Genomic DNA, 26,555 nt, shown 5'->3' with positions numbered 1-26,555 from the left:
AGGGGATTGACAGGCAGGCGTCGCGTTCTAGCGCATGCCGTGGGATTCGGCCGCGATGCCGATGAGCCAGGTGATCCAGTCTTGATCTGGTGATTCTTCTTGCGCCGCCTGCGCAGCGGCGGCGGACCATTTCCGGCCGTCCTGTTCGGCGAGGCCGCCTAAAAAGTCCAGCGCAGATGCGGAATCATGGGGAAGTTCTTGGTCGCCGGAAGAATAAGCCGGCTCGGGTTGCGGCACGGTGCCATACCGGCCTAAGGCCTCCTGCAGGGCATCGATGCGGCGGTGGTGGACTTCTAAGCGGTGGTCCACGTTGTCCTCGTGCTCTGCGCCGACGTAGGCTCGCGCGAAATCCAGCGCATAAACCTGTTCATACTCCCAGGCAAGGAGATCGGCAGCACTTTTTTGCTCTGGTTGGGAAAGCTCTGGGATAGCGGGAGCATCGCCTGGCAGCCAAGCATTGAGTGCGATGGCTTGCTCGGTCACTAGGATGCGCGATTCAACGGTGACTTCATCGGCTGCCGCTGTCGTAGCAGAGGCGGCATTTTCCATGACTTCGGAAGAATCCGCGGCGCGGTTAGCTTTAGTGGGGCGCTCTACCTCACACGAGCGTGGGGGATTGCCGGCATCGTCGGTACCGCAGAGGCGCGTAATTTCGGCATAGAGGGCATCGGCCTGGGAACTGCGGATCCCCGCGGCGTGATCGTCGACGCCGTTTAAAGTAAGGGCGTCGGTTGCGGCGGCGTCGGCAAGCGCGAGCAGCCTATTTTCCGGCCGGGGGCCGAAATAGTCGACGACGGAATCAACTGCCTGGCACCCGGTTAAGGCGGGCAGGGTGGCGGTTGTGGCTACGAGGATCAAAGCTATACGTCGGCGGTTCACGCAAAAGACTGTACCCGGTAGCACGTAGGCTAGTGGGCATGGCTTTCCCAGATGCACAACAATTGACCGAACTCTTGCAGCCAAAGCTAGCTGAGCGGGGATTGGATGTAGAAGACATTAAGACCACCAAGGCGGGGAAGAAATCCCAGGTGGTTATCCGTATTGATGGTGATAAGCGCCCTAGCTCGGACGTGCTGGAGGAAGTATCTAATGAGATTTCTGCTTTCTTTGACGCCAAGGAAGAAGCAGGGGAGCTCAATTTTGGTGCCGGCTACACCCTGGAGGTTTCCACCCCTGGAGTGGATTTGCCGTTGACCGCTCCACGCCACTGGCGCCGCAATCGGGGGCGCAAGGTTTCCTTCGACCTTGGCGATGGCAAGTCTCAGACAGCTCGCATTGGCGCGCTTAACGACGCCGCCGATGCCGTAATCCTCATCACGGCAAATAAAAAGGACGTGCAGACGCGCGCAGAGCGATTGGAAAACATTGCCCGGGCAGTGGTAGAAATTGAATTTGCGCAGCCGTCCGAACAGGAAATAGCGGCGGTGCACAAGACGTTTGAAGAAGCCGAGAATTAACCGGCAACCGAGAGGAATGACAAGTGAATATTGATCTGCAGGCACTTCGCACCATCGAATCCGAACGCAACGTCCCGGTAAAGGACTTGCTGGAAGCGATTGCGGGTGCCTTGTTGTATTCCTACCTGGATTACCGCGAGTCTAATGCTGGCGGCAAGGTGGAAGGCGCCAAGTCCCGCGTCGATATCGATACCACCACTGGTGCAGTCAGCGTCATCGTCTCGGAGCGCGACCCGGAAACTGGGGAAGTAACCACCGAATACGATGACACCCCAGAGAACTTTGGCCGCGTAGGCGCACAGGCCGTGCGCGAGGCCATCTTGCGCAAGCTGCGCGAGGCGGAGGCAGAGCGCACCTATGATTCCTACTCGGGGCTTACCGGCCGCGTGGTCAGTGGCATCGTCCAGCGCGATGCCCGCGCTAATGCCCGCGGCATCGTCGTGGTCCAGTTGGGCTCTGAGCTGGAATCCCAGGACGGCATTCTACTGCCTGCCGAGCAGATTCCCGGTGAAAAGCTGGAGCACGGTGACCGCATTAAGGCCTACGTTGTCGGCGTGAATCGCAATGGTGCCCAGGTGCAGATCAACCTCTCGCGTACCCACCCTGAATTGGTGCGTGGCCTTTTCGAGCTGGAAGTTCCAGAGGTTGCCGATGAAACCGTAGAAATGATTGCCATCGCCCGCGAGGCGGGTCACCGCTCCAAGGTAGCGGTTGTGGGCCACGCGAAGGGTCTGAACGCGAAGGGCGCTTGCATCGGGCCCCGCGGCCAGCGCGTCAACAACATCATGCGTCAGCTCGGCGGTGAGAAGATTGACATCATTGACTTCAGTGAGGACCCCACGGTCTATGTAGGCAATGCGCTAGCCCCCTCAAAGGTGGTAAAGGTCACCGTCGTGGACAACGAGGCGCAGGTCGCCCGTGTGGTAGTGCCGGATTACCAGCTCTCCCTGGCCATTGGTAAAGAGGGGCAAAATGCCCGACTAGCTGCTCGTTTGACCGGTTGGAAGATTGATATTCACTCGGACGCTGACGCTAATTAAGGATCTGCGCGGTTGTAGCGTAGTCTAGTAAATGGCCCAGTTGCAGAATGGGGCATAGTGGCGACGCGAAAAGTAAGGAGTTGAATGTCTGAGAGGCTAAGACTCCGGACCTGCATCGCTACTCGCCGCCGCCTGCCAGATACGGACTTGCTACGAGTGGTTATCGACCGAGATGATCCGCATGGCCGCCGTCTGGTAGCAGATCCCCACCGCCGGCTTCCCGGTCGTGGGGCGTGGATTAGCCCCACCCTTTCTGCACTCGAGCTGGCGGAGCGCAAACGTGCTTTCAAGCGCGCGCTTCGCACGTCCGCACCCGTGGACACAGGTCAGGTACGTCAATACTTGGAAGCGCAGCGCGGACAAGTAGCTAAGGCGGAAGACACCGCGTTAGATTCGTACAAACCAGAGTTACAAAGGAAGACCGAACACTGATGAGCGCACAACGATGAAGCATCAGCGATGAACGTCCAACAAACCTAACTAGGGGTCAGGCCAGTTTCCGTGGCCTTGGCTCCTAGTCGATACCAAGAGGAGACAAGTGCCCGGAAAGCTACGTGTTCACGAGCTAGCAAAGCAGCTCGGAGTAACCAGCAAGGAACTGCTCGCCACCCTGAAAGAACAGGGTGAGTTTGTAAAGACTGCTTCTTCCACCATCGAACCGCCGGTGGTTAAGAAGATGCGAGCTCATTATGAAGCACAGTCCGGTGGCGATGAGTCCGCCGAGAAGAAGCAAGACAAAAAGCCTGCCAAGGGTGCTGCTAAGAGCACTGCCAAGGCAAATGCTCCTAAGCCAGGGGCGCAGTCCGCTGCGGCCAAGCCCGGGGCAAAGGCTGCCGCACCGAAGCCGGGCGCACAGGCTCCGAAGCCGGGGGCCAAGCCTGCCGCACCAAAGCCAGGTCAGGGCGCTCCTAAGCCCGGCGCACAGTCGGCTGCACCGAAGCCCGGGGCAAAGGCTGCCGCACCGAAGCCGGGCGCACAGGCTCCGAAGCCGGGGGCCAAGCCTGCCGCACCAAAGCCAGGCCAGGGCGCACCTAAGCCCGGCCAGGCTGGTGGCAAGAAGTCGGGCGAGCGCCCGACCCCAGGCAATTCCATGCCTCGCCCGATGCCGAAGCCAGGCGGTACCCGCCGCGTAGCCAATAACCCGTTCTCCACGGGCGGCGGCGATAACCGGCCGGGCCCACGTCCAGGCGGCTCTAAGGGCCCGCGTGGCGGTAACAAGCCTGATAACCGCGGCAAGCGCGGCGGCCAAAACGAGGGCGGAAATAACCGCCAGGGCGGCAATAGCCAGGGTGGCGGCGGTCGTCGTCCATCCCCAGCGATGATGCCTTCCCATCCTAACCCTGCATCGATGCCGTCTAAGGCACCGAGCGGTGGTGGACGCGGTGGCCGTGGCCGTGGTGGTCACGGAGGACCAGGCGGCGGTAGGCCAGGTGGCGGCCGTCCAGGCGGTTTCCGTGGCGGCGGACGCGGCGGACGTCGCGGTGGCACCGCAGGTGCATTCGGCCGTCCAGGTGGCGCTCCACGCAAGGGCAAGAAGTCTAAGCGTCAGAAGCGCCATGAGTACGAAGAGCAGCAGAAGCATGTCGTAGGCGGCGTGCGCTTGCCAGATGGCAAGGGCAAGACCGTCCGCCTGCGTCGTGGCGCTTCCCTTTCGGACTTCGCTGAGAAGATCGGTGCGGATCCAGCAGCACTGGTGCAGGCGCTGTTTAACCTTGGCGAAATGGTGACGGCGACCGCTTCGGTATCGGAAGATACGCTGCAGCTGCTCGGCTCTGAGATTAACTACAACGTCGAGGTCGTCTCCCCTGAGGATGAGGACCGCGAGCTCCTCGAGTCCTTCGACCTGCAGTTCGGTGAGGACGAAGGCGGCGAGGAAGCGCTGGAGAATCGTCCTCCAGTCGTCTCCGTCATGGGTCACGTTGACCACGGTAAGACCCGCCTGTTGGACGCCATCCGCAAGACCAACGAGGGCGCCCGCGAGGAAGGCGGCATCACCCAGGGCATTGGTGCATACCAGACCACGGTAGACGTGGACGGCGAACGCACCATTACCTTCCTGGATACCCCGGGTCACGAGGCCTTTACCGCCATGCGTGCCCGTGGTGCTAAGTCCACCGACTTGGCTATCCTCGTGGTTGCTGCCGATGACGGCGTCATGCCACAGACCGTGGAGGCCATCAACCACGCCAAGGCTGCGGATATTCCGGTAGTCGTGGCAGTCAACAAGGTGGATAAGCCGGAAGCGCAGCCGGACAAGATCCGTGGCCAGCTCACCGAATACGGCTTGGTTCCGGAGGAATACGGTGGCGACACCATGTTCGTGGACATCTCCGCAAAGCAGGGTAAGAACATCGATCAGCTGCTCGAGTCCGTCATCCTGACCGCAGATGCAGCCTTGGAGCTGACCGCTAACCCAGATATGGACGCACAGGGTGTGGCAATTGAGGCACACCTCGACCGCGGCCGTGGTCCGGTTGCTACCGTCATTGTCCAGCGCGGTACCTTGCACGTGGGCGATTCCATCGTCGTGGGCGATGCACACGGCCGCGTGCGCCGCATGCTCGATGAATTCGGCGGCGACGTCGAAGAGGCCGGTCCATCCCGCCCAGTTCAGGTCCAAGGCCTGTCTGGTGTGCCTGGCGCTGGCGATAACCTGCTCGTGGTGGAAGACGACCGCGTTGCCCGCCAGATTGCCAACCAGCGTGACGCCCGCAAGCGCTCTGCCCTGCAGGCCAAGCAGCGCAAGCGCGTCTCCTTGGAGGATCTGGACAAGGTATTGCAGGAGACTTCGACCCTCAACCTCATCCTCAAGGGCGACAATGCCGGTTCCGTCGAGGCACTGGAAGACGCCCTGCTGGATATCAAGACCGAGGACGAAGTCGAGCTCAACATCATCGACCGTGGTGTGGGCGCTGTGACCGAGACCAACGTCTCCCTGGCAGCGGCTTCTGACGCCGTTATCATTGCCTTCAACACTCGTGCGGAAGGCAAGGCGACGGAGATGGCCACCCAAGAGGGCGTGGATATTCGTTACTACACGATCATCTACAAGGCCATCGAAGAGGTCGAGGCTGCGCTTAAGGGCATGCTCAAGCCAATTTACGAGGAACGCGACACCGGTGCAGCCGAAATCCGTGCCCTGTTCAAGTCCTCCGCAGTGGGTACCATCGCCGGCTGCATGGTCACCGAGGGTAAGGTTGTCCGCAACGGCAAGGTACGCTTGCTGCGCGATAACAACGTCATCACTGCCGACGCCAAGATTGAGTCCCTGCGTCACGAGAAGGACGACGCAACCGAGATCAAGGCTGGCTATGAGTGCGGTATGGTGCTCTCTTACCCGGATATCCAGGTAGGCGACATCATCCAGGCCTACGAAGAGGTCGAGGTTCCGCGCGACTAGATGACGCCGCCGCAAGGCCCACTTCTACACTCACCGTCTCTCCACTGAATGTGCTTCCAGCACACAGGTAGGGAGGATTGGGGAGAGTGGAAGTGGGCCTTTTGCTTTAGCAGCTTGTTTATAGCGATGATTTTGCACAGCCCACTTCGCACCTGTGCAAGCGGTACGGGTTTTCATTGTCCGGTATTGCGCACTAAACTGGTAGTTTCTTATACCGGTTGGCGGTAATTTTAAAGATGGATTCTTTTTGAGCTGGGAGGTTCACATGGTTGATCACGCACGCGCAGCGCGTATGGCCAAGCGCATTCAGGAAATCGTGGCAAGCGCCATCGAACGCCAGATTAAGGATCGCCGCCTTGAGCTGGTGACCATCACGGATACTCGAGTCACAGGCGACCTGCACGATGCCACCGTTTTTTATACCGTGCGCGGAAAAGACATTGACTCCGAGCCGGATTTCCAGCAAGCAGAAGAAGCTCTCAAGCGCGCTAAGGGGCAGCTGCGCAAGATTGTAGGAGAACAACTCTCCGTGCGCTTTACCCCGACGCTGACCTTCGAGGTCGATACCGTCCCAGAAGCTTCAGCTCATATGGAAGAACTATTAGCACGTGCCCGTGCCCGCGACGAGGAGTTGGCGAAGCTGAAGGAAAACGCCCAGCCTGCAGGGGACGCAAACCCATATAAGACCTCCGATGAAGACGAGGCTTAAGTGACTAAAAAGCAATACCAGCCGGCAGTTGCTGCCCTGCAGGATGCCCACAGCATCTGCATTGTCACGCATCTGCGGCCGGACGCCGATGCCATCGGTTCTGCTGCGGCGTTGCTGCTCGCGTTGCGGCAACAGGGCAAAGACGTGTGCGCCGTCGTGGGCCAAGATCGGGAAATCTCCCGAAACTTATACACCATTCCCGGTGCCGAGGACGTCACCGTCAGCCGCGAACTGCCCGACGGCTACGACCTTTATGTCACCGTTGATTGTGGTTCCTTGGACCGGACGGGATTTTTTGCAGACCACATTGAGCAGCTAGCCCAGCAAGGCCGGGTTCTGTGCATTGACCACCATTCTTCTAATCCAGGATTCGGTGCCATCAATGTGGTGGATACCGAATGTGAATCCACCACCGTGGTCTTGCTGAGCATCCTGGATTCTCTAGAAATTCAAGTTGACCGCCATATCGCGCACTGCCTTTATGCTGGTTTGATGACTGATACCGGCAGCTTCCGCTGGGGTAGGCCGGCAATGCACGATATTGCCACCCGTCTTATGCATTATGATCTCGATACCAAGCAGATCGCCGCTGACCTCTTGGATTCCATCACACCGGACGATCTACAGATGATTGGTAGGGTACTGGCTGGTCTGCGTATTGAGCAAGTAGGGGAGCACACCCTAGGCATCCTTGTCGCGCGAAGGGATGATATCCACGGCCACTCAGATTCGGCCGTGGAGTCACTGGTGGAATTCGTCCGTGCGCTAGAAGGAACCACCATGGGCGTGGTGTTTAAAGAACAGGCTCCGGAGGTATGGGCGGTATCCTTGCGTTCCTCTCGGATTGATTGCTCCTCCGTTGCGCTTAACTTTGGCGGCGGCGGGCATGTTCCAGCCGCAGGGTATACCGCTCACGGAGCTCCAGAAGAAATCATTAAGGAATTGGTGGCCGCTATTCAATGAGTACAGGGCAGACGGATGGATTGAACACCCAGGATCGCTCCACCGCCGGCACAGTAACCGCACGCGAGGTCTTTGGCCTCGCGTTTCCTGCGCTTGGCGTGCTAGCGGCGATGCCACTCTATCTTCTGTTGGATACCGCGGTGGTCGGCCGCCTTGGCGCGCAAGAGCTAGCTTCTCTGGCCGCAGCGACCACGATTCACTCCGTGGTGACTACGCAGTTGACATTTTTGTCCTACGGCACGACCGCTCGCTCTGCTCGCCTCTTTGGCTCCGGAAAACGCGAGGCTGCGGTTGCTGAGGGCGTACAAGCTACCTATGTGGCCTTGGGAGTAGGCGGGCTTCTCGCGGTTATCATGTGGATTTTCGGCGGCGTATTTGCTCGTGCTTTAACTGGTGACCCCGCTACGGCTGCTGGAACGGCGTTGTGGCTGCGCATCGCGGCACTTGCCATTCCCGTTACATTGGTGGAAATGGCTGGCAACGGGTGGATGCGCGGAGTCCAAGATACAAAGAAACCGCTGTATTTCACCTTGGCCGGCATGATTCCCGGTGCGATTGCAGTGCCCATCTTTGTCCATTTCTGGGGGCTGGCCGGCTCCGCTATAGCCACGGTACTGGGCATGAGCATTATTGCTGCGCTATTTGTCCGCGAATTACACCAGGAACATACCGGCTCCTGGCACATTCAATGGCATGTGATACGCGAGCAGTTGATTTTGGGTCGCGATCTCATTTTGCGCTCGGCTAGCTTCCAGGTGGCTTTCCTCACCGCCACGGCCGTGGTTTCCCGGGTGGGTACCGCTTCTCTGGCCGGTCACCAGATCATGATGCAGTTGTGGAACTTTATGTCCCTCATCTTGGATTCTTTGGCCATTGCCGCGCAATCTTTGACGGGAGCGGCCTTAGGCGCTGGCTCTGCTAAGCATGCACGCGGTGTAGGCAGCAAGGTCGTGTTGTATTCTACGATTTTTTCGGGACTGCTGGCCGCCGTTTTCGCTGCCGGCGCGGGAATTATTCCGCGCATTTTCACCTCCGCCCCGGAGGTACTCGATGCCATTGGCCAGCCGTGGTGGATCTTGGTAGCCATGGTCATTGGCGGCGGCGTAGTCTTCGCGCTCGATGGTGTTCTGCTGGGCGCCGGCGATGCTGCGTTCTTGCGCACTTTGACCATTTCTTCGGTCTTGGTGGGATTTTTGCCAGGCGTCATCTTGGCGCATTTTATGGGCACAGGGTTGACTGGCGTGTGGTGCGGCCTTGCTGCATTCATTGCTTTCCGTATGGTGGGCGTGGTCTTCCGGTTCCGATCCATGAAATGGGCCGTAGTACAAGAGAACTAGCTGCGCTAAAGTGGGCGTATTGATATTCGCGGGTGATGCACGTCTCCGTGCAGTGCGCAGTTGTTTGGAAGGCAGGTAGAACCTATGCCAACAGTGTGGGCGGTTTCTGACCTGCATGGTGCCGTCAATGCCAATAGTGAGCGCATTGCCCAGCTCACGCCGGCGGATCCCGCGGATTGGCTTATCGTGGCCGGAGACGTAGCAGAGCGTACCGAGCTCATCATTCGAATTCTGCGCCAGCTCAAAGACCGCTATGCCAGAGTCATCTGGGTGCCAGGCAATCATGAACTTTTCTCGCGCTCACAAGAGCAGTATCAAGGCCGAGACAAATACACGCACCTGGTAGATAGGTGTAGGGAAATCGGAGTTATCACTCCCGAAGACCCATATCCGGTATTCCACGGGACTACTATCGTGCCACTTTTTACGTTGTATGACTATAGCTTCCGTCCACATGGTCTTAGCGTGGACCAAGCTATTGCAGCGGCACGTGCAAAGCAACTGATGATGACGGATGAGTTCGCCATTGCCCCCTTTGTAGACATCCGGGCGTGGTGCTGGGATAGATTGGCCTATTCCATTAAACGCCTCTCCCGCGTGAATGGTCCTACGGTCCTGGTTAACCATTGGCCGTTGGTGCAAGAGCCGACGATGCTTTTGCGCTTTCCCGAGATTGCCTTATGGTGCGGAACGCGGCATACACGGTCGTGGCCGCGCCGCTATAATGCCGAATCCGTAATCTATGGACACTTGCACATGCCCTCCCGCATCAATGTGGACGGCGTGGACCACATAGAGACATCGTTGGGGTATCCCCGAGAGTGGCAGGGCCGCGAGACTGCCCAGGCGTGGCCCTATCCGGTACTGCGTTTCTTTGAGGAGGAGGGGACACCGTGATGTATCCAGAGCTTTTTCCTGAAAGTGCGCGCTATTGCTATGTGCGCACGGATTCGAGTTACGCGGATTTGGCGAACTTTGAAGACCTTGCGGCTGAAGAGAAGTCTCTCGTTTCTCAGGCGGTTGACGCGCGCAAGGCCGAGTTCGGCGATGCTAGGTGGTGCGCGCACCGAGCCTTGCAGGAATTGGGTGCTAACCCGGCGACGCCGATTTTGCGCGGCGAGCGGGGCATGCCGCTATGGCCAGAAGGCTTTATCGGATCGATGACGCATACTGAGGGAATGCGAGCCGCGGTGGTTGCTCCAACCTCCGCCCTAAAATCTGTGGGCTTGGACGCAGAACCCGCCGAGCCGCTGCCGGATCATGTTCTTGCCATGATTGCCCGAGCCGGGGAGATGCCGCAGCTTTTGCGGCTAAGTAAGGCGGGGATTAACTGCCCAGACCGATTGCTCTTTTGCGCCAAGGAAGCCACGTATAAATCGTGGTTTCCCATGACCTTCCGCTGGCTCGACTTTGATCAAGCTGAAATTGATCTGCGCGAGGATGGCACGCTCATTTCCTATATTTTGGCCCGGCCCACTCCGGTGCCGTTTATCACTGGGCGCTGGGTGATTCGCGATGGCTACGTCATCGTGTCCACATCGGTTCCGGCCCTAGACTTTAGCCATTAAAGGGTAGAGGGCCGTGCGACAAACACGGTCGCTAGGCGCTTGCCCTTTTCCTTGATGAGCGCGACCGCCTGACCATTGGGAGCCACGGCAGCATGCACGCCTTTAAGCCCGCGGGGTTCGAGCCATTTGCCCATAGCTAGAGCCGCCGCCTCATCCTCGGTGACGGATAGAACCGGGAAGCAGCGAGCCAAGGCTTCGTCCAAGCTCAAGGAAAGGCGCGGGGAATCGGCAAGGTCGTCGAGCGAGAGGGCGTCGGCAAGCGTAAAAGGGCCCACCTTTGTGCGGCGCAAAGCAGTAAGGTGCCCGCCTACCTGAAGCGCCTCGCCCAAATCACGGGCCAGGGAGCGGATATAGGTGCCAGAGGAGCAATCTACCGTGACATCTAAGTCGATATAGTCGCCCTCGCGGCGCTGTGCGAGAACGTCGAATGTATCCACCGTTACCGGACGCGCGGGAATGTCTACCTCGTGGCCCTCGCGTACGAGCTCATGGGCGCGGCGGCCATTAATCTTAATGGCTGATACGGCCGCGGGCTTTTGCATGATATCGCCAGTGAGCTTGGTAATTTCAGCGTCAATTGCAGGGCGGTCAACGCCTGCAGCGCTAGCGCCCCAGGAGTATTCCCCCTCGGCGTCATCGGTGGTGGTGGCGGCGCCGAGCCGGATAGTGGCGTCGTAGGACTTAGTGGAGGCAACCATGTGGGCCAAGAACTTGGTGCCCCGCTCCAGGCCAAGGACAAGCACGCCGGTGGCCATGGGATCCAAGGTGCCGGCATGGCCCACCTTTTTGGTGTGAAAATACCTGCGTAGGCGGCCGACAACATCGTGGGAGGTCATACCGGCGGGTTTGTCTACGATGACGAGTCCGGAGTTTGCGAGCGCATCAGTCATAGCCTCTAAGTCTATGCTCTACGATGGTCTGCGTGGATATTTGGTATGGAATCGATGACATCCCTGCGGAATTAGGCCCAACGTCAGTAACAATCGGCGTTTTTGACGGCCTACACCGCGGCCATCAGCAGCTTATCTCCGCCTGTGTGGAGCACGCTCGCGCCAATGGCGAGCGCCCTGTCATGGTGACCTTTGACCCGCACCCGGTGTCGGTATTCTTGCCGGAGCGTGCCCCACTGGCAGTACTCAGCTTTGAGCGCCGGCTGGAATTGGCCGAAGAGCTAGGCATTGATGCCGTGCTTGTCATCGACTTCACCAAAGACCTAGCCGGCGTGGAGCCGCGGCCCTACGTGGAAGAACTGTTGGTGGGAAAGCTCAATGCGCAGCACATAGTGGTGGGGGAGAACTTCACCTTTGGCGCTGGCGCCACCGGAACCGCCCGGGCCATGCAAGATTTTGGTGCCGAGTTTGGCTTTAGCGTAGATATCGTCCCGTTGCTGGATGATGCCGGCGTGCGGATTTGTTCTACCCATATTCGCGAGTGTCTTGCGAACGGGGACATTGAATCCGCTAATTGGGCGCTCGGCCGCCATTTCACCGTGACTGGGCCCGTGGTACGCGGCGCGGGTCGGGGAGGAAAGGAACTGGGATTTCCTACGGCCAATCAGTACTTCCCGGATACGGTGGCCATCCCGGCCGATGGTGTTTATGCAGGGTGGTTTATTGTTCACTCTGACGCTTCCATAGACGGCGACATGCGCCCTGGCGTGGCCTACGCGGCTGCTATTTCCGTGGGCACCAACCCCACTTTTGGTGACGAGGAGCGCTCCATCGAGTCCTTCGTGCTCGACCGCGATGCGGATCTGTATGGATATGAGGCCACGGTGCATTTCGTCGGTCACCTTCGCGATATGGTGAAATTTAATTCCGTGGATGAGCTGCTAGAGGCCATGGCCAATGACGTAGCCAAGGCGCGCCAGGTGCTTGCCGCCGATGCTAAGGCACAAGGCTGGACTGCCAAAGACTATTTCCTACGGGAGAAATAAATGAAGGCCATTCTCGATCTCGATACCGGCATTGATGATGCCTTGGCGCTGGCGTATGCCATAGCCCATCCAGACTTGGAGCTAATCGGTGTGACCTGTACGTACGGCAACGTGACTGTGCCCTTGGCCGTGCGCAATACACTTGCCCTCCTGGAGCTGCTGGGTAAAGGCGATATTCCGGTTTTTGCCGGCCCCAGCCCGGATGGCTTTCGGCCGAGCGAGATTTCTTCTTTTATCCATGGCCGCAACGGCGTAGGCGAGGTCCTCCTGCCGCCGGCAACCGGGCAGGTCCAGTCTCAACCCGCGGCAGAATTCCTCATCCAAGCCGTCCATGAGCATGGCGCTGATTTGGTCATTATTCCTACCGGTCCTTCCACCACGATTGCGGCCGCAATGCGCCAAGACCCCAGTTTTGCCGCGAACGCGCACCTGGTGATGATGGGCGGGGCGCTCACAGTACCTGGAAATGTCACCCCGTGGTCTGAGGCTAATATTTCCCAGGATCCGGAGGCTACCGATTACCTATTCCGCCATGCCGGCGATATCACCATGGTGGGCCTGGATGTCACTTTGCGCACGTTGTTGACTGCGGAGGAATCCGCTCGTTGGCGCGCTTCGGGTACCCGTGCCGGCCGCATCTTCGCGGATATGGTCGATTATTATATTGGTGCCTATGCCACTACGTCGCCGTATTTGGGCGGTTGCGGCCTGCACGATCCACTGGCCGTGGCGGTGGCGGCAGATGCCTCGCTTGTCGACGTCCTTTCGATAAACCTCAAGACCGATACCACCGGCCCTACCCGCGGTCGGACAATCGCAGACGAAACCCGGCTTTCGACACCGGCAACCGCGAAAGTAGCTGTGGGTGTAGATAGCGAGCGCTTTGTGCGGGAGTTTGTAGAACTACTGGAAACCCTCTTTAGCGAGCTCTAGCAAGCCAGACTTAAGGGGCAGGTGGTTTTGATTTTCTGTGTCCGAACGCTGTAAGGTGTTTCTTTGGCTTAGCGACTGCGGTTCACAGCAGTTGCGGCACGTACAAGTCCCGCGCACCGCGCAGGCTTATGCGTCACGATAATGTGGACTGAAATAAAGGAGAAATACTCATGGCTTTGACCACTGAGAAGAAGGCTGAAATCCTCAAGGAGTACGGCCTGCACGAAACCGATACCGGTTCCCCCGAGGCACAGGTTGCCCTGCTGACCTCCCGCATCAATACCTTGACCGAGCACCTGAAGTTCCACAAGCACGATCACCACTCCCGTCGTGGTCTGTTGCTGATGGTTGGTCGCCGTCGTGGCCTGCTGAAGTACCTGGCTGAGAACAATGTCGATCGCTACCGTGATCTGATCTCTCGCCTGGGCCTGCGTCGTTAATTTCGGCTCAGCTTTGGCCCTCTCGCCCCGCCCTTAGGCGGGGCTTTTTGTGGTTTTTCTGTTAGAATTTGACAGCGTTGTCGTAGACAAAATTGACCAGGCGGCACCGACGATCGCCTAAACCACTCAAGGAGACATTTTTTAATGAGCGTTCAGAACTCCGTCGAGTTCAACATTGACGAGGACTTTGGCATTACCGAAGCCATTGCCACGCTAGACAATGGTGACTTTGGTACCCGCACGTTGCGCTTTGAAACCGGCCAGCTAGCCCGCCAGGCAGACGGCTCCGTGACCACCTACTTGGACGATGACACCATGTTGTTGGCCACCACCACCGCTTCTAACCAGCCGCGCGAGGGATTCGACTTCTTCCCCTTGACCGTTGACGTAGAAGAACGAATGTACGCCGCTGGCAAGATTCCGGGCTCCTTCTTCCGCCGAGAGGGACGCCCTTCCTCTGAGGCTATCCTGGCCTGCCGCCTCATCGACCGCCCGCTGCGCCCGACCTTTGTCAAGGGCCTGCGCAATGAGGTCCAGGTTGTCGTCACCGTCATGTCCCAGGATCCGGAAGAGTACTACGACGTCGTTGCCATCAACGGCGCTTCCGCCGCTACCCAGCTGTCTGGCTTGCCCGTCTCTGGTGCTGTAGGCGGCGTCCGCATGGCTCTTATCGCCGACGATAAGCACCCGGAAGGCCAGTGGGTGGCTTTCCCGAACCACGAGCAGCACGAGCGCGCGCTCTTTGAGATGGTTGTTGCCGGCCGCATGGTAAAGAAGGGCCGCAAGGACGACGTGGCCATCATGATGGTCGAGGCCGGTGCCGGCACCAACGTTGCAGAGCGCATTGCTGAAGGCGCCCCTGCGCCGCAGGAAGCAACCGTCGCTGCAGGCCTGGAAGCAGCCAAGCCATTCATTAAGACCCTGTGTGAGGCCCAGAACGGTCTGGCGGAGCGTACCGCCAAGGAAACTCAGGAATTCCCCCTCTTCCCAGCCTATAGTGATGACGTCTTCGAAGCTGTGGAAAGCGCTGCTACCAAGAAGCTAGAGAAGCTGCTGACTATTCCGGGCAAGCAGGAACGCGACGATGCTACCAATGAATACATGGAGCAGGTCGAAGAAAAGCTCTTGGACCAGTTCGAAGATTTGGATGAGGACAACGCCTCGAAGCAGATCCGTGGCGCGTATAACGCCCTGATGAAGCAGATCGTGCGCCAGAAGATCCTCTCTGAGGGCTTCCGCATTGATGGCCGCGGCGTTACCGATATCCGTGACCTTTCCGTTGAGGTGGATTTGGTGCCACGCGCTCACGGTTCGTCCTTGTTTGAGCGCGGAGAAACTCAGATTTTGGGCGTTACCACGCTAGACATGCTCAAGATGGAGCAGCAGATCGATTCCCTGACCCCAGTGGAATCCAAGCGTTATATGCACCACTACAATTTCCCGCCATACTCCACAGGTGAAACCGGCCGTGTAGGTTCCCCGAAGCGCCGCGAGATTGGTCACGGTGCACTAGCCGAGCGCGCCCTGCTTCCGGTCATCCCCTCCCGCGAGGACTTCCCATACGCCATCCGTCAGGTCTCTGAGGCCTTGGGCTCCAACGGCTCTACCTCCATGGGTTCCGTATGCGCCTCTACCTTGTCCCTCTACAACGCCGGTGTTCCGCTGAAGGCACCCGTAGCCGGCATCGCAATGGGCTTGGTTTCCGGTGAGGTCAACGGTAAGGAGAAGTTCGTCGCCCTGACCGATATCCTCGGTGCCGAGGACGCCTTTGGCGATATGGACTTCAAGGTCGCAGGTACTTCCGAGTACATCACCGCCCTGCAGCTAGACACCAAACTGGATGGTATCCCGTCTAAGGTCTTGGCTCAGGCATTGGAGCAAGCTCGTGATGCCCGCTCTACCATCCTGGAAACCATGGCTGAGGTCATCGATACGCCGGATGAGATGTCTGGCCTCGCCCCGAAGATCACCTCTGTGAAGATCCCGGTCAATAAGATTGGTGAGCTCATTGGGCCAAAGGGCAAGACCATCAACCAGATCACCGAGGAGACCGGCGCAGATGTCTCCATCGAAGATGACGGAACCGTCTATGTTTCCGCTGCTACCGGTGAAGCTGCAGATGCTGCCATCGAAAAGGTCAATTCCATTGCTAACCCGCAGCTGCCGAAGGTAGGAGAGCGCTTCCTAGGCACCGTGGTAAAGACCGTTCCGTTCGGCGCATTCGTTTCCCTGACCCCGGGTCGCGACGGCCTGATTCACATTTCCAACCTGGGTGGCGATGAGCGCATCGAAAAGGTAGAAGATGTCATCAACGTTGGCGATAAGGTTCAGGTAGAAATCGCTGACATCGATAACCGCGGCAAGATTTCCCTGGTTCCGGTTGAGGATTAATCCTCAAGCCTAAAAGGCCCTGAGCTCCAGTTCACCCACTGGAAGTCAGGGCCTTTCTTGATGTTTGCGTACCCCGAGCGGTGATGTCAGAACTTTAATTCTGGAAATCAATCACCACGCGCGATGGTTCTTGCAGAAAAGTCACCGAGTAGGGAGTCTTTTTCTTAAGGCCGATAATGAGCTGGGTTTGTGCCTCAAATGTGGTGGTGTAGTTGATTTCGCTCACCACCCCGGCACCCAGAGTAGTGCCTGGGGACATGTATTTTTCCTTGAGCCCAGGGGTTGAAGGCCATGGCGTTCCCTCAATGCCTAGGTTTAGAAAGGTAGTGCCCTGAACCTCAACTGGCTTGCCGGATGCCTGTTGGGCGGGGGCATCGGTATAGGAGGTAAACCACCCCGGTTCACCTTCGCCCTCCAAGTCGATAACAACGCGCGTAAACCCATCATGAGCTCCCACTCGCACACCCGTGGGGATGAGGTTTCCAAGTCCTTCCGGCATATGTTGTTGGTCCTCGAGCGAGGCTGTGCCCATGCCCGCAAACGCAACTGGGGACGCGACTTGTGGGATTGATTGCTGGCCAGCATCCGCCGCTGAGGTGCTTTGCGGGGCGGAAGTAGTAGGTGCGGCGGTGTTGGTCTCGGCTTCAGCCGTGTCGACAGTTGACTGAACCTCGCTAAGCGCCGGTGAGCTTTGCTGCGTGGAATCCTCTGCGGAACAAGCGGCAAGCGCTAATGCGCAACCTGCGCTGGTGGCTAGGGCGAGAGTGCGAGAGAAAATTGAACGAGACAAGTTCATCACTTCCTTGGTGCTTACCGTGCTATAGCCTCATCCTACTGAGGCTGATGGGGCAGGGGTTAGAAAGTGATGCAATTGTTAAACGTCCTAAGAGGCACGTTGCGGAAGCGGGAAGTAGGCCTACTTCTTTAACTGCACGAGCTGAATAAGGTTTCCCACGGTGTCATCAAAAGCGGCAATGATGGAGGGGCCAACATCGGTGGGCTCCATGGTGAAGTGCACGCCCTTGTCGCTGAGCTCCTTGTATTCGCTTTCTATGTCCGTGGAGAGAAATTGGGTGACCGGAATTCCATCGGCCTTTAGCGCCGCGGCATAGTCTTTTGCTGCGGGGTGGCCTTTCGGCTCGAGAAGTAGCTCGGTGTCTCCCTCGCCATCGGCATTGGTGACGGTAAGCCAGCGGAAATCGCCGTGGGTAACGTCATCCTTAACGCGGAATCCTAGCGTGTTGACATAGAAATCGTGAGCGCGTGCAACGTCATCTACGGGAACGGAAGCGATATATCTGCATGCAGGCCATCCTAGTGATGAAGCTCGGGCACCGTTTAGGAGAACACGTTCTTTGCAGCAGGCGAGGAATTGCGCAGCTATCATGCGCGTTAGGATGGGGAGAAAAGTATTAACGATGTGGCTGAAATAAGGAGAACACACCATGGCTATCAAGGTTGGCGTACTAGGTGCTCACGGGCGCGTGGGTCAAGCAATCGTCGAAGGTGTAAACGCAGAAGATGATCTAGAGCTGGTGGCAGAAATCGACCGCGGTGATGATTTGCAGCAGCTTGTCGACGCCCACGCGGAGGTCATCGTGGACTTTACTCAGCCGGACTCCGTCATGGGAAATCTGGAATTCTGCATTGCCCAAGGCATTCACTGTGTGGTGGGGACCACTGGCTTTGATAAGGAACGCTTGGCGCAGGTAGAGGAGTGGACTAAGCAAGACGGTGCTGGCAATGTCCTGATTGCGCCGAATTTTGCCATCTCCGCTGTGCTCACCATGGTGTTGGCAAAGCAGGCCGCTAAGTTCTTTGAAACTGCAGAGGTCATTGAATTCCACCACCCGACAAAGCTGGATGCGCCGTCCGGTACCGCCATCCATACCGCTGAAGGGATTGCAGCCGCTCGCAAGGAGGCAGGCCTAGGCGAGATGCCGGATGCCACGGAAAAGCAACTGGACGGTGCACGCGGAGCCAATGTCGACGGCATCCCGGTACACGCGGTACGCACTCGCGGCATGGTCGCACACGAAGAGGTTATTTTCGGTGCCCAAGGTCAGTCTCTGACTATTCGCCAAGATTCTTATGACCGTGCGTCCTTTACCCCGGGCGTACTGGTGGGCGTGCGCCAGATTGCGCAACACCCAGGTTTGGTCGTCGGCCTAGATAAGTACTTGGGGCTTTAAGCTATGGCTAAAGCAAGTGAGCTAGACATTCAGCTCATTGCCGCAACGCAATTTCACGCCCCGCGCACTGTGGACTGGACCGCGGATGATTCGGCCTCAGATGGGGAAGCTCTAGTCGAGTTTGCTGGAAGAGCGTGCTACGAGTCTTTTGACAAACCAAATCCCCGCACGGCAACGAATGAAGCCTATCTGCACCACATCATGGAGGTAGGTCATACCGCATTGCTTGAGCATGCCACAGCAACGATGTACATCACGGGGCTGTCGCGTTCGGCGAGCCATGAGCTTGTACGTCACCGGCACTTTTCCTTCTCGCAGCTTTCCCAGCGCTTTGTCCACCCAGATGAAACTGAAGTGGTTTTGCCTAAATTGGTGGCCGAAGACGAGCAGCTTAGCCGGTTGGTCATGCAGGCTGTAGATGAAACTCGCTTTGTCTATGACGAGCTGCTTAGCGCGCTCGAAGAGAAACTGGATGAGCCTAATGCACTCCTGCGTAAAAAGCAGGCTCGCCAGGCGGCCCGTGCCGTGCTTCCCAACGCAACAGAAACCCGCATCGTTGTCACCGGCAATTATCGCGCGTGGCGGCATTTTATCGGTGCACGTGCCGCGGAACAGGCCGATGAAGAGCTGCGCCACGTCGCGGTAGAGTGCTTGAAGTTGCTGCAGAGCAAGGCGCCGGTGCTCTTTAATGACTTCAATATCACCACGTTGGCTGATGGCACCCAGATGGCGGCAAGCCCCTACGCCTAACACGCGCGAGACCCCGATGCGGCTAATTGTTAGCCAAAAGGGTAATCTTGACGCCTATGAGCACAGGTATGACAGCAAAGACTGGCGTCGACACCTTTGGACGCATCGGCGTCGCCATGGTTACCCCGTTTGACCGTGACGGTGCGCTGGACGTTGCAGCAGGTCGTCGCCTAGCGGCTCATCTCGTAGACAATGGCGTTGATTCGCTCATCCTAGGTGGAACCACGGGCGAATCACCGACCACGTCGGTTGAAGAGAAGCTGGAGCTGCTCAAAGCCGTAAAGGAAGAAGTCGGAGACCGCGCAAAGCTATGCGCCGGTGCCGGAACGAATGACACCGCAGCTTCCATCAAGTTGGCCAAGGCCACCGCGGATGCGGGGGCAGATAGCCTATTGGTGGTGACTCCGTACTACTCGAAGCCCTCCCAAAAGGGGGTTTATGAGCACTTCGCCGCAGTCGCGCAAGCCACGGATCTACCAATCTGTGTCTATGACATTCCTGGCCGCTCGGGCATCCCAGTGGCGCCGGATACCCTCCGCCGCCTTGCGGATTTGCCGAATATCCAAGCCGTGAAGGACGCCAAGGGCGACCTTCCTGCGGCCGCAGAACTGATCCAAGAAACCGGTCTGGCCTGGTATTCCGGTGATGATCCGATTAACCTGCCGTGGCTTTCCCTCGGCGCTTCTGGTTTCATCTCCGTCATCGGCCATGTTGTGCCGCGTGCCTTGGCAGAACTTTATGAAGCTTTCGACGCGAGCGATATGGCCCGCGCCCGAGAAATCAATACCACAACGCTCCTTCCGCTTACCCGGGCACAAGCACGGTTGGGCGGAGCGACGTTTGCAAAGGAAGCCCTGCGCCTGCAGGGCATCGAAGTTGGCGATACCCGTCTTCCTATTACCGCTGCGAGCGAGGAGGAACGCGAGGTACTTCGCCGTGATCTGGAACAATCTGGAGCCCTTTAAGAATGAATGAACCCCGTAACCGTTCCCGCAAGGTGACCCGCAAGGCGGGCCCACCGGCGGAAAACGAAACCGCCTCCAACGAGGCGGCTTCGCCAGTTTTCCAAGCCCCAGCTACTGATGCTGGCAATTCCGCACAGGATAAGCCGGCTAAGGGCGATAAGGACAACTCTGGCAAAAAGAATTCTTCCGATAACCACCATGATGGCGGCGGTAACAACCGCCGCTCCCGTTCCCGTGGTAGCCGCGGCCGTGGCCGTGGTGGTAACGGCAACGGCAATAACCATGGTGGAAATAATAACCATGGCGGCAACAACAAAAATGGCAACGGTAAGGGCCGCGGCCGCAATAACCGTGGTCGCCGCAACGTGCCCAAGTCGATGCAGGGTGCGGATCTAACCAAGCGTTTGCCAGAGCCACCAAAGCAGCCGAAGGATGCACTCCGCATTTATGCTTTGGGCGGAATCTCGGAGATCGGTCGCAATATGACCGTCTTCGAGTACGGTGATGACCTCCTCATCATTGACTGCGGTGTGCTCTTCCCGTCTTCCGGTGAGCCGGGCGTGGATCTTATCCTGCCTGACTTTGGCCCCATCGAGAAGAAGATCCACAAGGTCAAGGCCCTCGTCGTTACTCACGCGCACGAGGATCACATCGGAGCTATTCCGTGGCTGCTGAAGCTGCGCCCAGATATCCCTATTGTTGCTTCCCGCTTTACCATCGCGCTCATTGCCGCGAAGTGTAAGGAACATCGTCAGAAGCCGAAGTTCGTCGAGGTTAATGAAAAATCCGACGTGACTTATGGACCATTCCGGGTTCGCTTCTGGGCAGTTAACCACTCCGTACCGGACGCCTTGGGCATCATGTTGGGAACCCCAGCGGGCAATATCATCCATACCGGTGATATCAAGCTGGATCAGACCCCACTGGATAATCGTCCAACCGATCTGCCAGCCCTGTCTCGTTACGGTGATGAGGGCGTCGACCTCATGCTGTGTGATTCCACCAATGCCACCGTGCCTGGTGTATCTGCATCTGAGGGAGATATCCCCGCCAACTTTAAGCGTCTCGTTGCCGGCGCGAAGCAGCGCGTTATCTTGGCTTCCTTTGCATCCAACGTCTACCGCGTGCAGGCTGCCATCGACGCTGCCGTGGCAAATGGCCGCAAGGTGGCTTTCAACGGCCGTTCGATGATGCGCAACATGGAAATCGCGGAAAAGATGGGCTTTTTGAAGGTCCCTCGCGGCACCATTATCCCCATTGATGAGGCTGCCAAGATGGCTCCGCACAAGACCATGCTCATTACCACCGGTACGCAGGGTGAGCCAATGGCCGCTCTATCGCGCATGGCTCGTCGCGAGCACCGCCAAATTACCGTACGTGATGGCGATACCATCATCTTCTCCTCCTCGCTTATCCCGGGCAATGAGGAAGCGGTCTACGGCGTGATTAATATGCTGTCTCAGATTGGCGCCAACGTCATTACTAACCAAGACGTCAAGGTGCACGCCTCGGGCCACGGTTATGCCGGTGAGCTGCTATTCCTGTACAACGCAGCGCGCCCGCGCAACGCTATGCCGGTGCACGGCGAGTGGCGCCACCTTCGTGCCAATAAGGAGCTGGCCATTTCCACCGGTGTGGACCGCGATCGTACGGTGCTGGCACAAAACGGCGTCGTCGTGGATTTGCGCAAGGGCCGCGCCGAGGTCGTAGGCCAGATGCAGGTGGGCAACCTCTACGTCGATGGTGTGTCCATGGGCGATGTGGATGCCGATACCTTGGCCGACCGCACCAACCTGGGAACTGGTGGCGTGGTATCTATCACGTGCGTGATTGATAACCGCACCTCGCGCCTATTGGAGCACCCAACGGTATCTACCACAGGCTTTTCCGATGATGACCGCGGCATCGTGCCGGAGGTCGCAGAAATGGTAGAAAACACCATGAATGATCTCGCCGCCGAGGGCGAGAACGATACCTACCGCATGGTGCAGAAACTGCGCCGCAAGGTATCTAAACTTATGGATTCGAAGTACAAGCGCGAGCCGGTCATTCTGCCGACCATCGTGCCGACCAACTCCGGCCCATTGGTTACCGATGATGAAGACGTAGATGCTTCTCGTGAGTCCCTGTAAATAGCAGGGTTCTTCGTATAAAGGCAGACGCAGCCCCAGCATGCTAGCTAGCTCGGTATGCTGGGGCCTATGTCGTTTTGTTCTGCTGAGCGCGCCAAAATGGTCGCGCTATTTCATAAGCTTGGTCCTGATGCCCCTACTTTGTGCGAGGGTTGGACTACCCGTGACCTAGCCGTACATCTGTGGGTGCGGGAAAATCGCCCCGATGCAGCCGCTGGAATTTTTGTCAAGGCATTGTCCGGCCACCTTGAAAAGGAATCGCGCAAGGTTTCCGAACGCGACTTTGATGAGCTCGTTGATGACTGGGGGAGGGGACCGGCTACCTATAACCCCGTTCGTTTCGTGGATGCACAGCAAAACTTTGTAGAGCATTTTGTTCACCACGAGGACATTCGCCGGGCTAATGGCATGGGTCCGCGAGATTTCTCGGCACGAATCAAACAGCAGATGCATAGCTACCTGAAGCTCTTAGCTAAGGTGGCCCTGCGAAACTCGACTCGCCCGGTCATTATGCAGCCCGAAGGATTACCGCGCATTGTCGCCGCGGATAAGCACGGCGTAGCAGATAAGGGAGATGCCGTAGTCCGAGTATCGGGGGAGGTAGGCGAACTGATTCTGTGGTCCTTCGGACGTGACGCTGCCGAAGTCGCGCTCGAGGGAGATGCCAAAGCCGCCGTACGGTCAACTCTCTAGCCTTGAATTAGTACTATTATCGCAATCGTCGTGCGCCGTTGGGGGTGTGACTTTAGATTATGCCCCTAGGCCTCGGGGGAAACGCGTGTGGCTAATGTGATTTATGGGGTGTCACGGTTAAGGTAGAGGCATGTCTGTCAAAAATGCCTCTTCGCGCGGGACGCGCCGAAAGACGAATCGTTCACGGCCATCTGGCCGCAGCCGGTCCGGTGCTGGCATGCCGGAAACCTTGGCTATGACGTCCTCGCATCGGCGTGCTGCAGCGACCTCACAGGAGCGCACTGGTAGTGCGTTCCGGGCCGTCGGCAAGGGCTTGGGCGCAGTGTTTGGTGCCACGGCGCGCGGCATGGGAAACATGGCGCGAGGTGTAAGCCATGGAATGGCCGGGCTGAAGCCGAGCGAAGACGTATATGACACCGAGGAGTACGAGACGACAAGGGAGCCGGAAGAAATTTCTGCACGCGGGGAGAATAAAAAGAAAAGCAAGGTTACTCGTGCCAATGATGAAGCAGCGGAAGAACACCCTTCGACCATGGAATTGGGTGAGTCGGAGTCGCGCGGCATTCAGGTGAAAAATCCCGATGCGGTGGCACTCGTGCTCATCGGTATTGCCATCGTGCTCGCGGCTACGGTCTGGTTCGGTGTCGCTGGCCAAGTAGGTGCCTGGGTGGGCAATATCGTGCGCTATGTCATTGGTGCGGGCGCATGGGTGCTGCCAGTGGCCTTAGTGGCTTTGGCCATTGCCTTGATGATGGATATCTCCGGCCCGGCGGGGCATTTTAAGCCGCGCATTGTGGGCGGAATTAGCGTCATTGTATTGGCCATGCTCAGCTTGATCCATATCTTTGCTGGCACCCCTGAACTTGGCTTTACCCCGGAAAGTGCCGGTGGCGCGGGCGGAGTAATCGGCTATGCCATTGGTGGCCTGTTGGAGACTGCCTTTACCTCCTTCGTTGCAGTGCCGTTGCTTTTCCTCGTCATTATCTACGGCGCCCTTTTGGTCACCGGAATCACCATCCGCGAGGCTTATGAGTTGGTGGCTGATGCCATCGCTGCAGCTTTCTCTCGCTTTGGCGGTGCGGATGAAGATTATTACGAAGACGAAGGCGATGACCTCTATGGACACGTCACCGGCGATATCGATGATATTGCGGAAGGGCGTGAGCGCAGCACCCGCCCGGCCCGACCTGCAGCCAAGCGCCGAACCTCTGAACGCGGTGGAAGCCTGCGCGCTTTCCGAGGCCGCACTGAAGGCCCCTCTCCGCGTGGTTCCTCTTATCCCACAGAGTCCCCCGCTGCGGCGGAGGAGGACGAAGCAACCCGTACCTTTAGCGCGCCAACGCGTGGCGGCTTTCAGTCCGTGTCCACTCCGGCGGAGAAGCCAGTTTCGCGCGATATTGAGGATACCGATGAGATTCCAGTCGTAGAAGGTCCTGCTGCGTCTTCGCCGGCCCAGCCAGACTCCGTAGACTCGGAGCCGACCCGCGTTCTGGGCACCGCTGGCCAGCGCTCCGCATTTGACTCTGCTCGCTCTGCTTCAGCAGCGGGTACCGCCGCCGGTTCCGCTGTGGGATCGGCTGCGGGGGCAGCCGCTGGCGCTGCGGGAGCTGCAGGGGCGGCACGTGGCGCAGCTAAGGCTGCAGGTGCCGGTGCTGCCGGAGCCGCTGGAGCCGCGGTAGCAGGTGCTGCCGCAGGTGCCGCTGGGTCCGCTGCACAAGGAGGCGCGGATGCAGTATCGTCCGCGCACGAGAAGGCTCGCCAGCTCTTCCGTGAACGTTCTGGACGCGATGCAACGACCGGCGCGCAGGTGGATAGCTCTCAACCGACGGCCGAACCAGGAGCGGGAACGGGTAGTGCCGGTGCGCCCGCGCCAGCTGAGGCGCCCGCCGCCGCGCCCGCCGCACAGTTTGGCAACGAGAATTACGCGGTTCCTTCTACGGATTTGTTGACTCCGGGAACCCCAGCCAAGGAGCGCACCGAGATTAATGACCGCATTATCGAGGCCATTACTGATGTCTTTGAAGAGTTCAAGGTGGATGCGCAAGTCACCGGTTTCAGCCGTGGTCCAACAGTGACCCGTTATGAAATCGAGCTGGGGCCAGGCGTCAAGGTATCCAAGATTACGAATTTGCAGTCCAATCTCGCCTACGCCGTAGCCACGGACAACCTGCGCTTGCTGACGCCTATCCCCGGCAAGTCAGCTGTTGGCATTGAAGTTCCCAACCCAGACCGCGAGATGGTACACCTGCGTGAGGTGCTTGATGCGCCCAGCATGACTAGCTCTCCTGACCCGATGCTTATTGGATTGGGCAAGGATATCGAAGGCGAATACACCTCGTTCTCGGTACAAAAGATGCCGCACTTGCTGGTCGCCGGTGCTACCGGTTCCGGTAAGTCCGCTTTCGTCAACTCCATGTTGGTCTCGCTGCTAACCCGAGCCACCCCTGAGCAGGTTCGCCTCATCCTGGTGGACCCGAAGATGGTGGAACTTACCCCGTACGAGGGCATTCCGCACTTGATCACGCCCATCATTACCCAGCCGAAGAAGGCCGCAGCAGCCCTGCAGTGGCTGGTGGAGGAGATGGAGCAGCGCTACATGGATATGAAGGCTGCTCGCGTGCGCAAGATTGAGGACTATAACCGCAAGGTGGTCTCCGGCGAATACCAAGCACCGGCAGGCTCCGAGCGCGAGGTACGCCCGTACCCGTACATCGTCTGTGTCGTCGACGAGCTGGCGGACCTGATGATGACTGCGCCAAAGGAGATTGAGGACTCCATCGTCCGCATCACTCAGAAGGCGCGTGCCGCCGGAATTCACCTGGTCCTGGCAACCCAGCGCCCGTCCGTTGACGTGGTGACCGGTCTGATTAAGACCAACGTGCCTTCACGCTTGGCCTTCGCGACGTCCTCACTGACGGACTCTCGCGTTATCTTGGACCAGGGTGGCGCGGAAAAGCTCATTGGTATGGGCGATGGCCTCTTCATTCCGCAGGGTAAGCGTCCTGTGCGTATGCAGGGCGCATTCGTCTCAGATGATGAGGTTATGGCGGTTGTCGATGCCGCCAAGTCGCAGGCCGCGCCGAACTACACCGAGGGCGTGACTGAAGAGAAGCAATCCGAGGCCAAGCAGGAAATCGATGAGGAAATTGGCAAGGACATGGACGACCTCCTCGAAGCCGTCGAGCTGGTGGTCACCGCCCAGTTGGGCTCGACCTCGATGCTGCAGCGCAAGCTGCGCATCGGTTTTGCCAAGGCCGGTCGTCTGATGGACCTGATGGAATCTCGTGGCGTCGTCGGACCGTCCGAGGGCTCCAAGGCCCGCGAGGTCCTAGTGAAGCCGGAAGAGCTCGATACCATCATTTGGATGATCAAGGGCGCCGACCCTGCCGAGGCGCCAAAGGAAATTCAGGAGGAGATGCAACAGCAAGAGGAGGACGAAGCTGCCGCTACTTCCGACGCCTCCTCCGCAGGCTCCGATTCCTCCCCGCAGGGCGATGCTGGCGACACTCGTACCGTCCAGGCAACGTATAACCCTTCGACAGGTGCCTTCTAAGATCGTGTAAAGTTGGACGGGTCTTGGAGGGGAGTACCCCATCCTTCGGCACCGATCGTCAGCACGGAAGCGTTATGCTCCCGGTCGTGCCGGCCC

The 26,555-nt window shown here is 58.4% G+C and carries 23 protein-coding genes; 19 read left to right on the top strand and 4 right to left on the bottom strand.

Annotated elements, in window-relative coordinates:
- Positions 1-27: 27 nt before the first annotated feature.
- On the bottom strand, positions 28-879 hold the full coding sequence (locus ACLI1M_RS07230) for a DUF4439 domain-containing protein (protein WP_200288937.1): 852 nt from the start codon (positions 877-879) through the stop codon (positions 28-30).
- A gap of 38 nt (positions 880-917) precedes the next feature.
- Between ACLI1M_RS07230 and rimP the strand changes: the two genes are divergently transcribed.
- The 9 genes from rimP to ACLI1M_RS07185 all read left to right on the top strand — a co-directional run bounded on the left by rimP (position 918) and on the right by ACLI1M_RS07185 (position 10,474).
- Positions 918-1,457: a ribosome maturation factor RimP gene (gene rimP, locus ACLI1M_RS07225; protein ID WP_023021331.1), complete on the top strand. Its 540-nt coding sequence runs from the start codon at positions 918-920 to the stop codon at positions 1,455-1,457.
- A gap of 23 nt (positions 1,458-1,480) precedes the next feature.
- A complete protein-coding gene (gene nusA, locus ACLI1M_RS07220; protein ID WP_023021332.1) occupies positions 1,481-2,497 on the top strand; it encodes a transcription termination factor NusA in 1,017 nt (338 codons plus the stop codon).
- A gap of 84 nt (positions 2,498-2,581) precedes the next feature.
- A complete protein-coding gene (locus tag ACLI1M_RS07215; RefSeq protein WP_200288938.1) occupies positions 2,582-2,929 on the top strand; it encodes a YlxR family protein in 348 nt (115 codons plus the stop codon).
- Positions 2,930-3,035: 106 nt separating this feature from the next.
- Entirely contained in the window at positions 3,036-5,897 is a 2,862-nt protein-coding gene (gene infB, locus ACLI1M_RS07210; protein WP_200288939.1) for a translation initiation factor IF-2, read from the top strand.
- A 265-nt stretch (positions 5,898-6,162) separates the two neighbouring features.
- A complete protein-coding gene (gene rbfA, locus ACLI1M_RS07205) occupies positions 6,163-6,606 on the top strand; it encodes a 30S ribosome-binding factor RbfA (RefSeq protein WP_248098759.1) in 444 nt (147 codons plus the stop codon).
- Positions 6,607-7,569 (top strand): DHH family phosphoesterase, encoded by a 963-nt coding sequence (locus ACLI1M_RS07200; RefSeq protein ID WP_411706489.1) that lies wholly within the window; start codon positions 6,607-6,609, stop codon positions 7,567-7,569. It abuts the gene before it with no gap.
- A complete protein-coding gene (locus ACLI1M_RS07195) occupies positions 7,566-8,906 on the top strand; it encodes an MATE family efflux transporter (RefSeq protein WP_248098743.1) in 1,341 nt (446 codons plus the stop codon). The genes ACLI1M_RS07200 and ACLI1M_RS07195 overlap by 4 nt, the downstream gene beginning before the upstream one ends.
- Before the next feature lie 84 nt (positions 8,907-8,990).
- A complete protein-coding gene (locus tag ACLI1M_RS07190) occupies positions 8,991-9,803 on the top strand; it encodes a metallophosphoesterase family protein (RefSeq protein ID WP_248098742.1) in 813 nt (270 codons plus the stop codon).
- A complete protein-coding gene (locus ACLI1M_RS07185; protein ID WP_248098740.1) occupies positions 9,800-10,474 on the top strand; it encodes a 4'-phosphopantetheinyl transferase in 675 nt (224 codons plus the stop codon). Before ACLI1M_RS07190 ends, ACLI1M_RS07185 begins: the two co-directional genes overlap by 4 nt.
- On the opposite strand, the gene truB is transcribed toward ACLI1M_RS07185, so the two are convergent.
- The gene (truB, locus tag ACLI1M_RS07180) at positions 10,471-11,364 is read right to left on the bottom strand and encodes a tRNA pseudouridine(55) synthase TruB (protein WP_023021340.1); all 894 of its coding nucleotides are present in this window, start codon (positions 11,362-11,364) and stop codon (positions 10,471-10,473) included. The two genes, ACLI1M_RS07185 and truB, sit on opposite strands and share 4 nt — an antisense overlap.
- Positions 11,365-11,387: 23 nt before the next feature.
- Between truB and ACLI1M_RS07175 the strand changes: the two genes are divergently transcribed.
- The 4 genes from ACLI1M_RS07175 (at position 11,388) to ACLI1M_RS07160 (ending at position 16,174) form a co-directional block, all read left to right on the top strand.
- The gene (locus ACLI1M_RS07175) at positions 11,388-12,410 is read left to right on the top strand and encodes a bifunctional riboflavin kinase/FAD synthetase (protein ID WP_023021341.1); all 1,023 of its coding nucleotides are present in this window, start codon (positions 11,388-11,390) and stop codon (positions 12,408-12,410) included.
- Complete coding sequence (locus ACLI1M_RS07170; protein ID WP_023021342.1) at positions 12,411-13,343, top strand: nucleoside hydrolase; 933 nt, start codon at positions 12,411-12,413, stop codon at positions 13,341-13,343. It abuts the gene before it with no gap.
- Between the two features lie 170 nt (positions 13,344-13,513).
- Positions 13,514-13,783 (top strand): 30S ribosomal protein S15, encoded by a 270-nt coding sequence (rpsO, locus tag ACLI1M_RS07165; protein ID WP_005278802.1) that lies wholly within the window; start codon positions 13,514-13,516, stop codon positions 13,781-13,783.
- Between the two features lie 144 nt (positions 13,784-13,927).
- Positions 13,928-16,174: a polyribonucleotide nucleotidyltransferase gene (locus tag ACLI1M_RS07160; protein WP_023021343.1), complete on the top strand. Its 2,247-nt coding sequence runs from the start codon at positions 13,928-13,930 to the stop codon at positions 16,172-16,174.
- A gap of 94 nt (positions 16,175-16,268) precedes the next feature.
- On the opposite strand, the gene ACLI1M_RS07155 is transcribed toward ACLI1M_RS07160, so the two are convergent.
- Both ACLI1M_RS07155 and ACLI1M_RS07150 read right to left on the bottom strand, forming a co-directional pair.
- Positions 16,269-16,970, bottom strand: a complete 702-nt coding sequence (locus tag ACLI1M_RS07155) for a hypothetical protein (RefSeq protein ID WP_200288940.1) — start codon at positions 16,968-16,970, stop codon at positions 16,269-16,271.
- Positions 16,971-17,090: 120 nt separating this feature from the next.
- A complete protein-coding gene (locus ACLI1M_RS07150; protein WP_023021345.1) occupies positions 17,091-17,561 on the bottom strand; it encodes a VOC family protein in 471 nt (156 codons plus the stop codon).
- 58 nt (positions 17,562-17,619) lie between these two features.
- Between ACLI1M_RS07150 and dapB the strand changes: the two genes are divergently transcribed.
- The 6 genes from dapB (at position 17,620) to ACLI1M_RS07120 (ending at position 26,459) form a co-directional block, all read left to right on the top strand.
- A complete protein-coding gene (gene dapB / locus ACLI1M_RS07145) occupies positions 17,620-18,366 on the top strand; it encodes a 4-hydroxy-tetrahydrodipicolinate reductase (RefSeq protein ID WP_049361192.1) in 747 nt (248 codons plus the stop codon).
- Between the two features lie 3 nt (positions 18,367-18,369).
- Positions 18,370-19,116, top strand: coding sequence for an FAD-dependent thymidylate synthase (gene thyX / locus ACLI1M_RS07140; RefSeq protein WP_049361193.1), 747 nt, complete (start codon positions 18,370-18,372; stop codon positions 19,114-19,116).
- 56 nt (positions 19,117-19,172) lie between these two features.
- Positions 19,173-20,081: a 4-hydroxy-tetrahydrodipicolinate synthase gene (dapA, locus tag ACLI1M_RS07135; protein WP_034655398.1), complete on the top strand. Its 909-nt coding sequence runs from the start codon at positions 19,173-19,175 to the stop codon at positions 20,079-20,081.
- 2 nt (positions 20,082-20,083) lie between these two features.
- Complete coding sequence (locus tag ACLI1M_RS07130; RefSeq protein WP_023021349.1) at positions 20,084-22,213, top strand: ribonuclease J; 2,130 nt, start codon at positions 20,084-20,086, stop codon at positions 22,211-22,213.
- Positions 22,214-22,270: 57 nt separating this feature from the next.
- Positions 22,271-22,906 carry a TIGR03085 family metal-binding protein gene (locus ACLI1M_RS07125; protein ID WP_034655396.1) on the top strand — a complete coding sequence of 212 codons (636 nt, stop codon included), beginning with the start codon at positions 22,271-22,273 and terminating at the stop codon, positions 22,904-22,906.
- A gap of 217 nt (positions 22,907-23,123) precedes the next feature.
- Positions 23,124-26,459 (top strand): FtsK/SpoIIIE family DNA translocase, encoded by a 3,336-nt coding sequence (locus tag ACLI1M_RS07120; protein WP_375545476.1) that lies wholly within the window; start codon positions 23,124-23,126, stop codon positions 26,457-26,459.
- Positions 26,460-26,555 lie beyond the last annotated feature (96 nt).

It is taken from the genome of Corynebacterium sp. LaCa54, from assembly GCF_046717495.1.
Classification (GTDB): Bacteria; Actinomycetota; Actinomycetes; order Mycobacteriales; family Mycobacteriaceae; genus Corynebacterium; species Corynebacterium kefirresidentii.
The sequence above is the reverse complement of the archived record's forward strand: the minus strand, read 5'-3'. Positions and strand labels throughout refer to the sequence as shown.

Bases quoted from the DNA above. Each gene is read 5' to 3' on its own strand.
- ACLI1M_RS07155 (WP_200288940.1), bottom strand. From the start codon at position 16,970: ATGAACTTGTCTCGTTCAATTTTCTCTCGCACTCTCGCCCTAGCCACC.
- ACLI1M_RS07170 (WP_023021342.1), top strand. From the start codon at position 12,411: ATGAAGGCCATTCTCGATCTCGATACCGGCATTGATGATGCCTTGGCG.
- ACLI1M_RS07130 (WP_023021349.1), top strand. From the start codon at position 20,084: ATGAATGAACCCCGTAACCGTTCCCGCAAGGTGACCCGCAAGGCGGGC.
- ACLI1M_RS07120 (WP_375545476.1), top strand. From the start codon at position 23,124: ATGCCGGAAACCTTGGCTATGACGTCCTCGCATCGGCGTGCTGCAGCG.
- thyX (WP_049361193.1), top strand. From the start codon at position 18,370: ATGGCTAAAGCAAGTGAGCTAGACATTCAGCTCATTGCCGCAACGCAA.
- dapA (WP_034655398.1), top strand. From the start codon at position 19,173: ATGAGCACAGGTATGACAGCAAAGACTGGCGTCGACACCTTTGGACGC.
- dapB (WP_049361192.1), top strand. From the start codon at position 17,620: ATGGCTATCAAGGTTGGCGTACTAGGTGCTCACGGGCGCGTGGGTCAA.
- ACLI1M_RS07195 (WP_248098743.1), top strand. From the start codon at position 7,566: ATGAGTACAGGGCAGACGGATGGATTGAACACCCAGGATCGCTCCACC.
- ACLI1M_RS07175 (WP_023021341.1), top strand. From the start codon at position 11,388: ATGGTCTGCGTGGATATTTGGTATGGAATCGATGACATCCCTGCGGAA.
- ACLI1M_RS07160 (WP_023021343.1), top strand. From the start codon at position 13,928: ATGAGCGTTCAGAACTCCGTCGAGTTCAACATTGACGAGGACTTTGGC.
- ACLI1M_RS07190 (WP_248098742.1), top strand. From the start codon at position 8,991: ATGCCAACAGTGTGGGCGGTTTCTGACCTGCATGGTGCCGTCAATGCC.
- ACLI1M_RS07215 (WP_200288938.1), top strand. From the start codon at position 2,582: ATGTCTGAGAGGCTAAGACTCCGGACCTGCATCGCTACTCGCCGCCGC.
- truB (WP_023021340.1), bottom strand. From the start codon at position 11,364: ATGACTGATGCGCTCGCAAACTCCGGACTCGTCATCGTAGACAAACCC.
- ACLI1M_RS07125 (WP_034655396.1), top strand. From the start codon at position 22,271: ATGCTGGGGCCTATGTCGTTTTGTTCTGCTGAGCGCGCCAAAATGGTC.
- ACLI1M_RS07150 (WP_023021345.1), bottom strand. From the start codon at position 17,561: ATGATAGCTGCGCAATTCCTCGCCTGCTGCAAAGAACGTGTTCTCCTA.
- rimP (WP_023021331.1), top strand. From the start codon at position 918: ATGGCTTTCCCAGATGCACAACAATTGACCGAACTCTTGCAGCCAAAG.
- rbfA (WP_248098759.1), top strand. From the start codon at position 6,163: ATGGTTGATCACGCACGCGCAGCGCGTATGGCCAAGCGCATTCAGGAA.
- rpsO (WP_005278802.1), top strand. From the start codon at position 13,514: ATGGCTTTGACCACTGAGAAGAAGGCTGAAATCCTCAAGGAGTACGGC.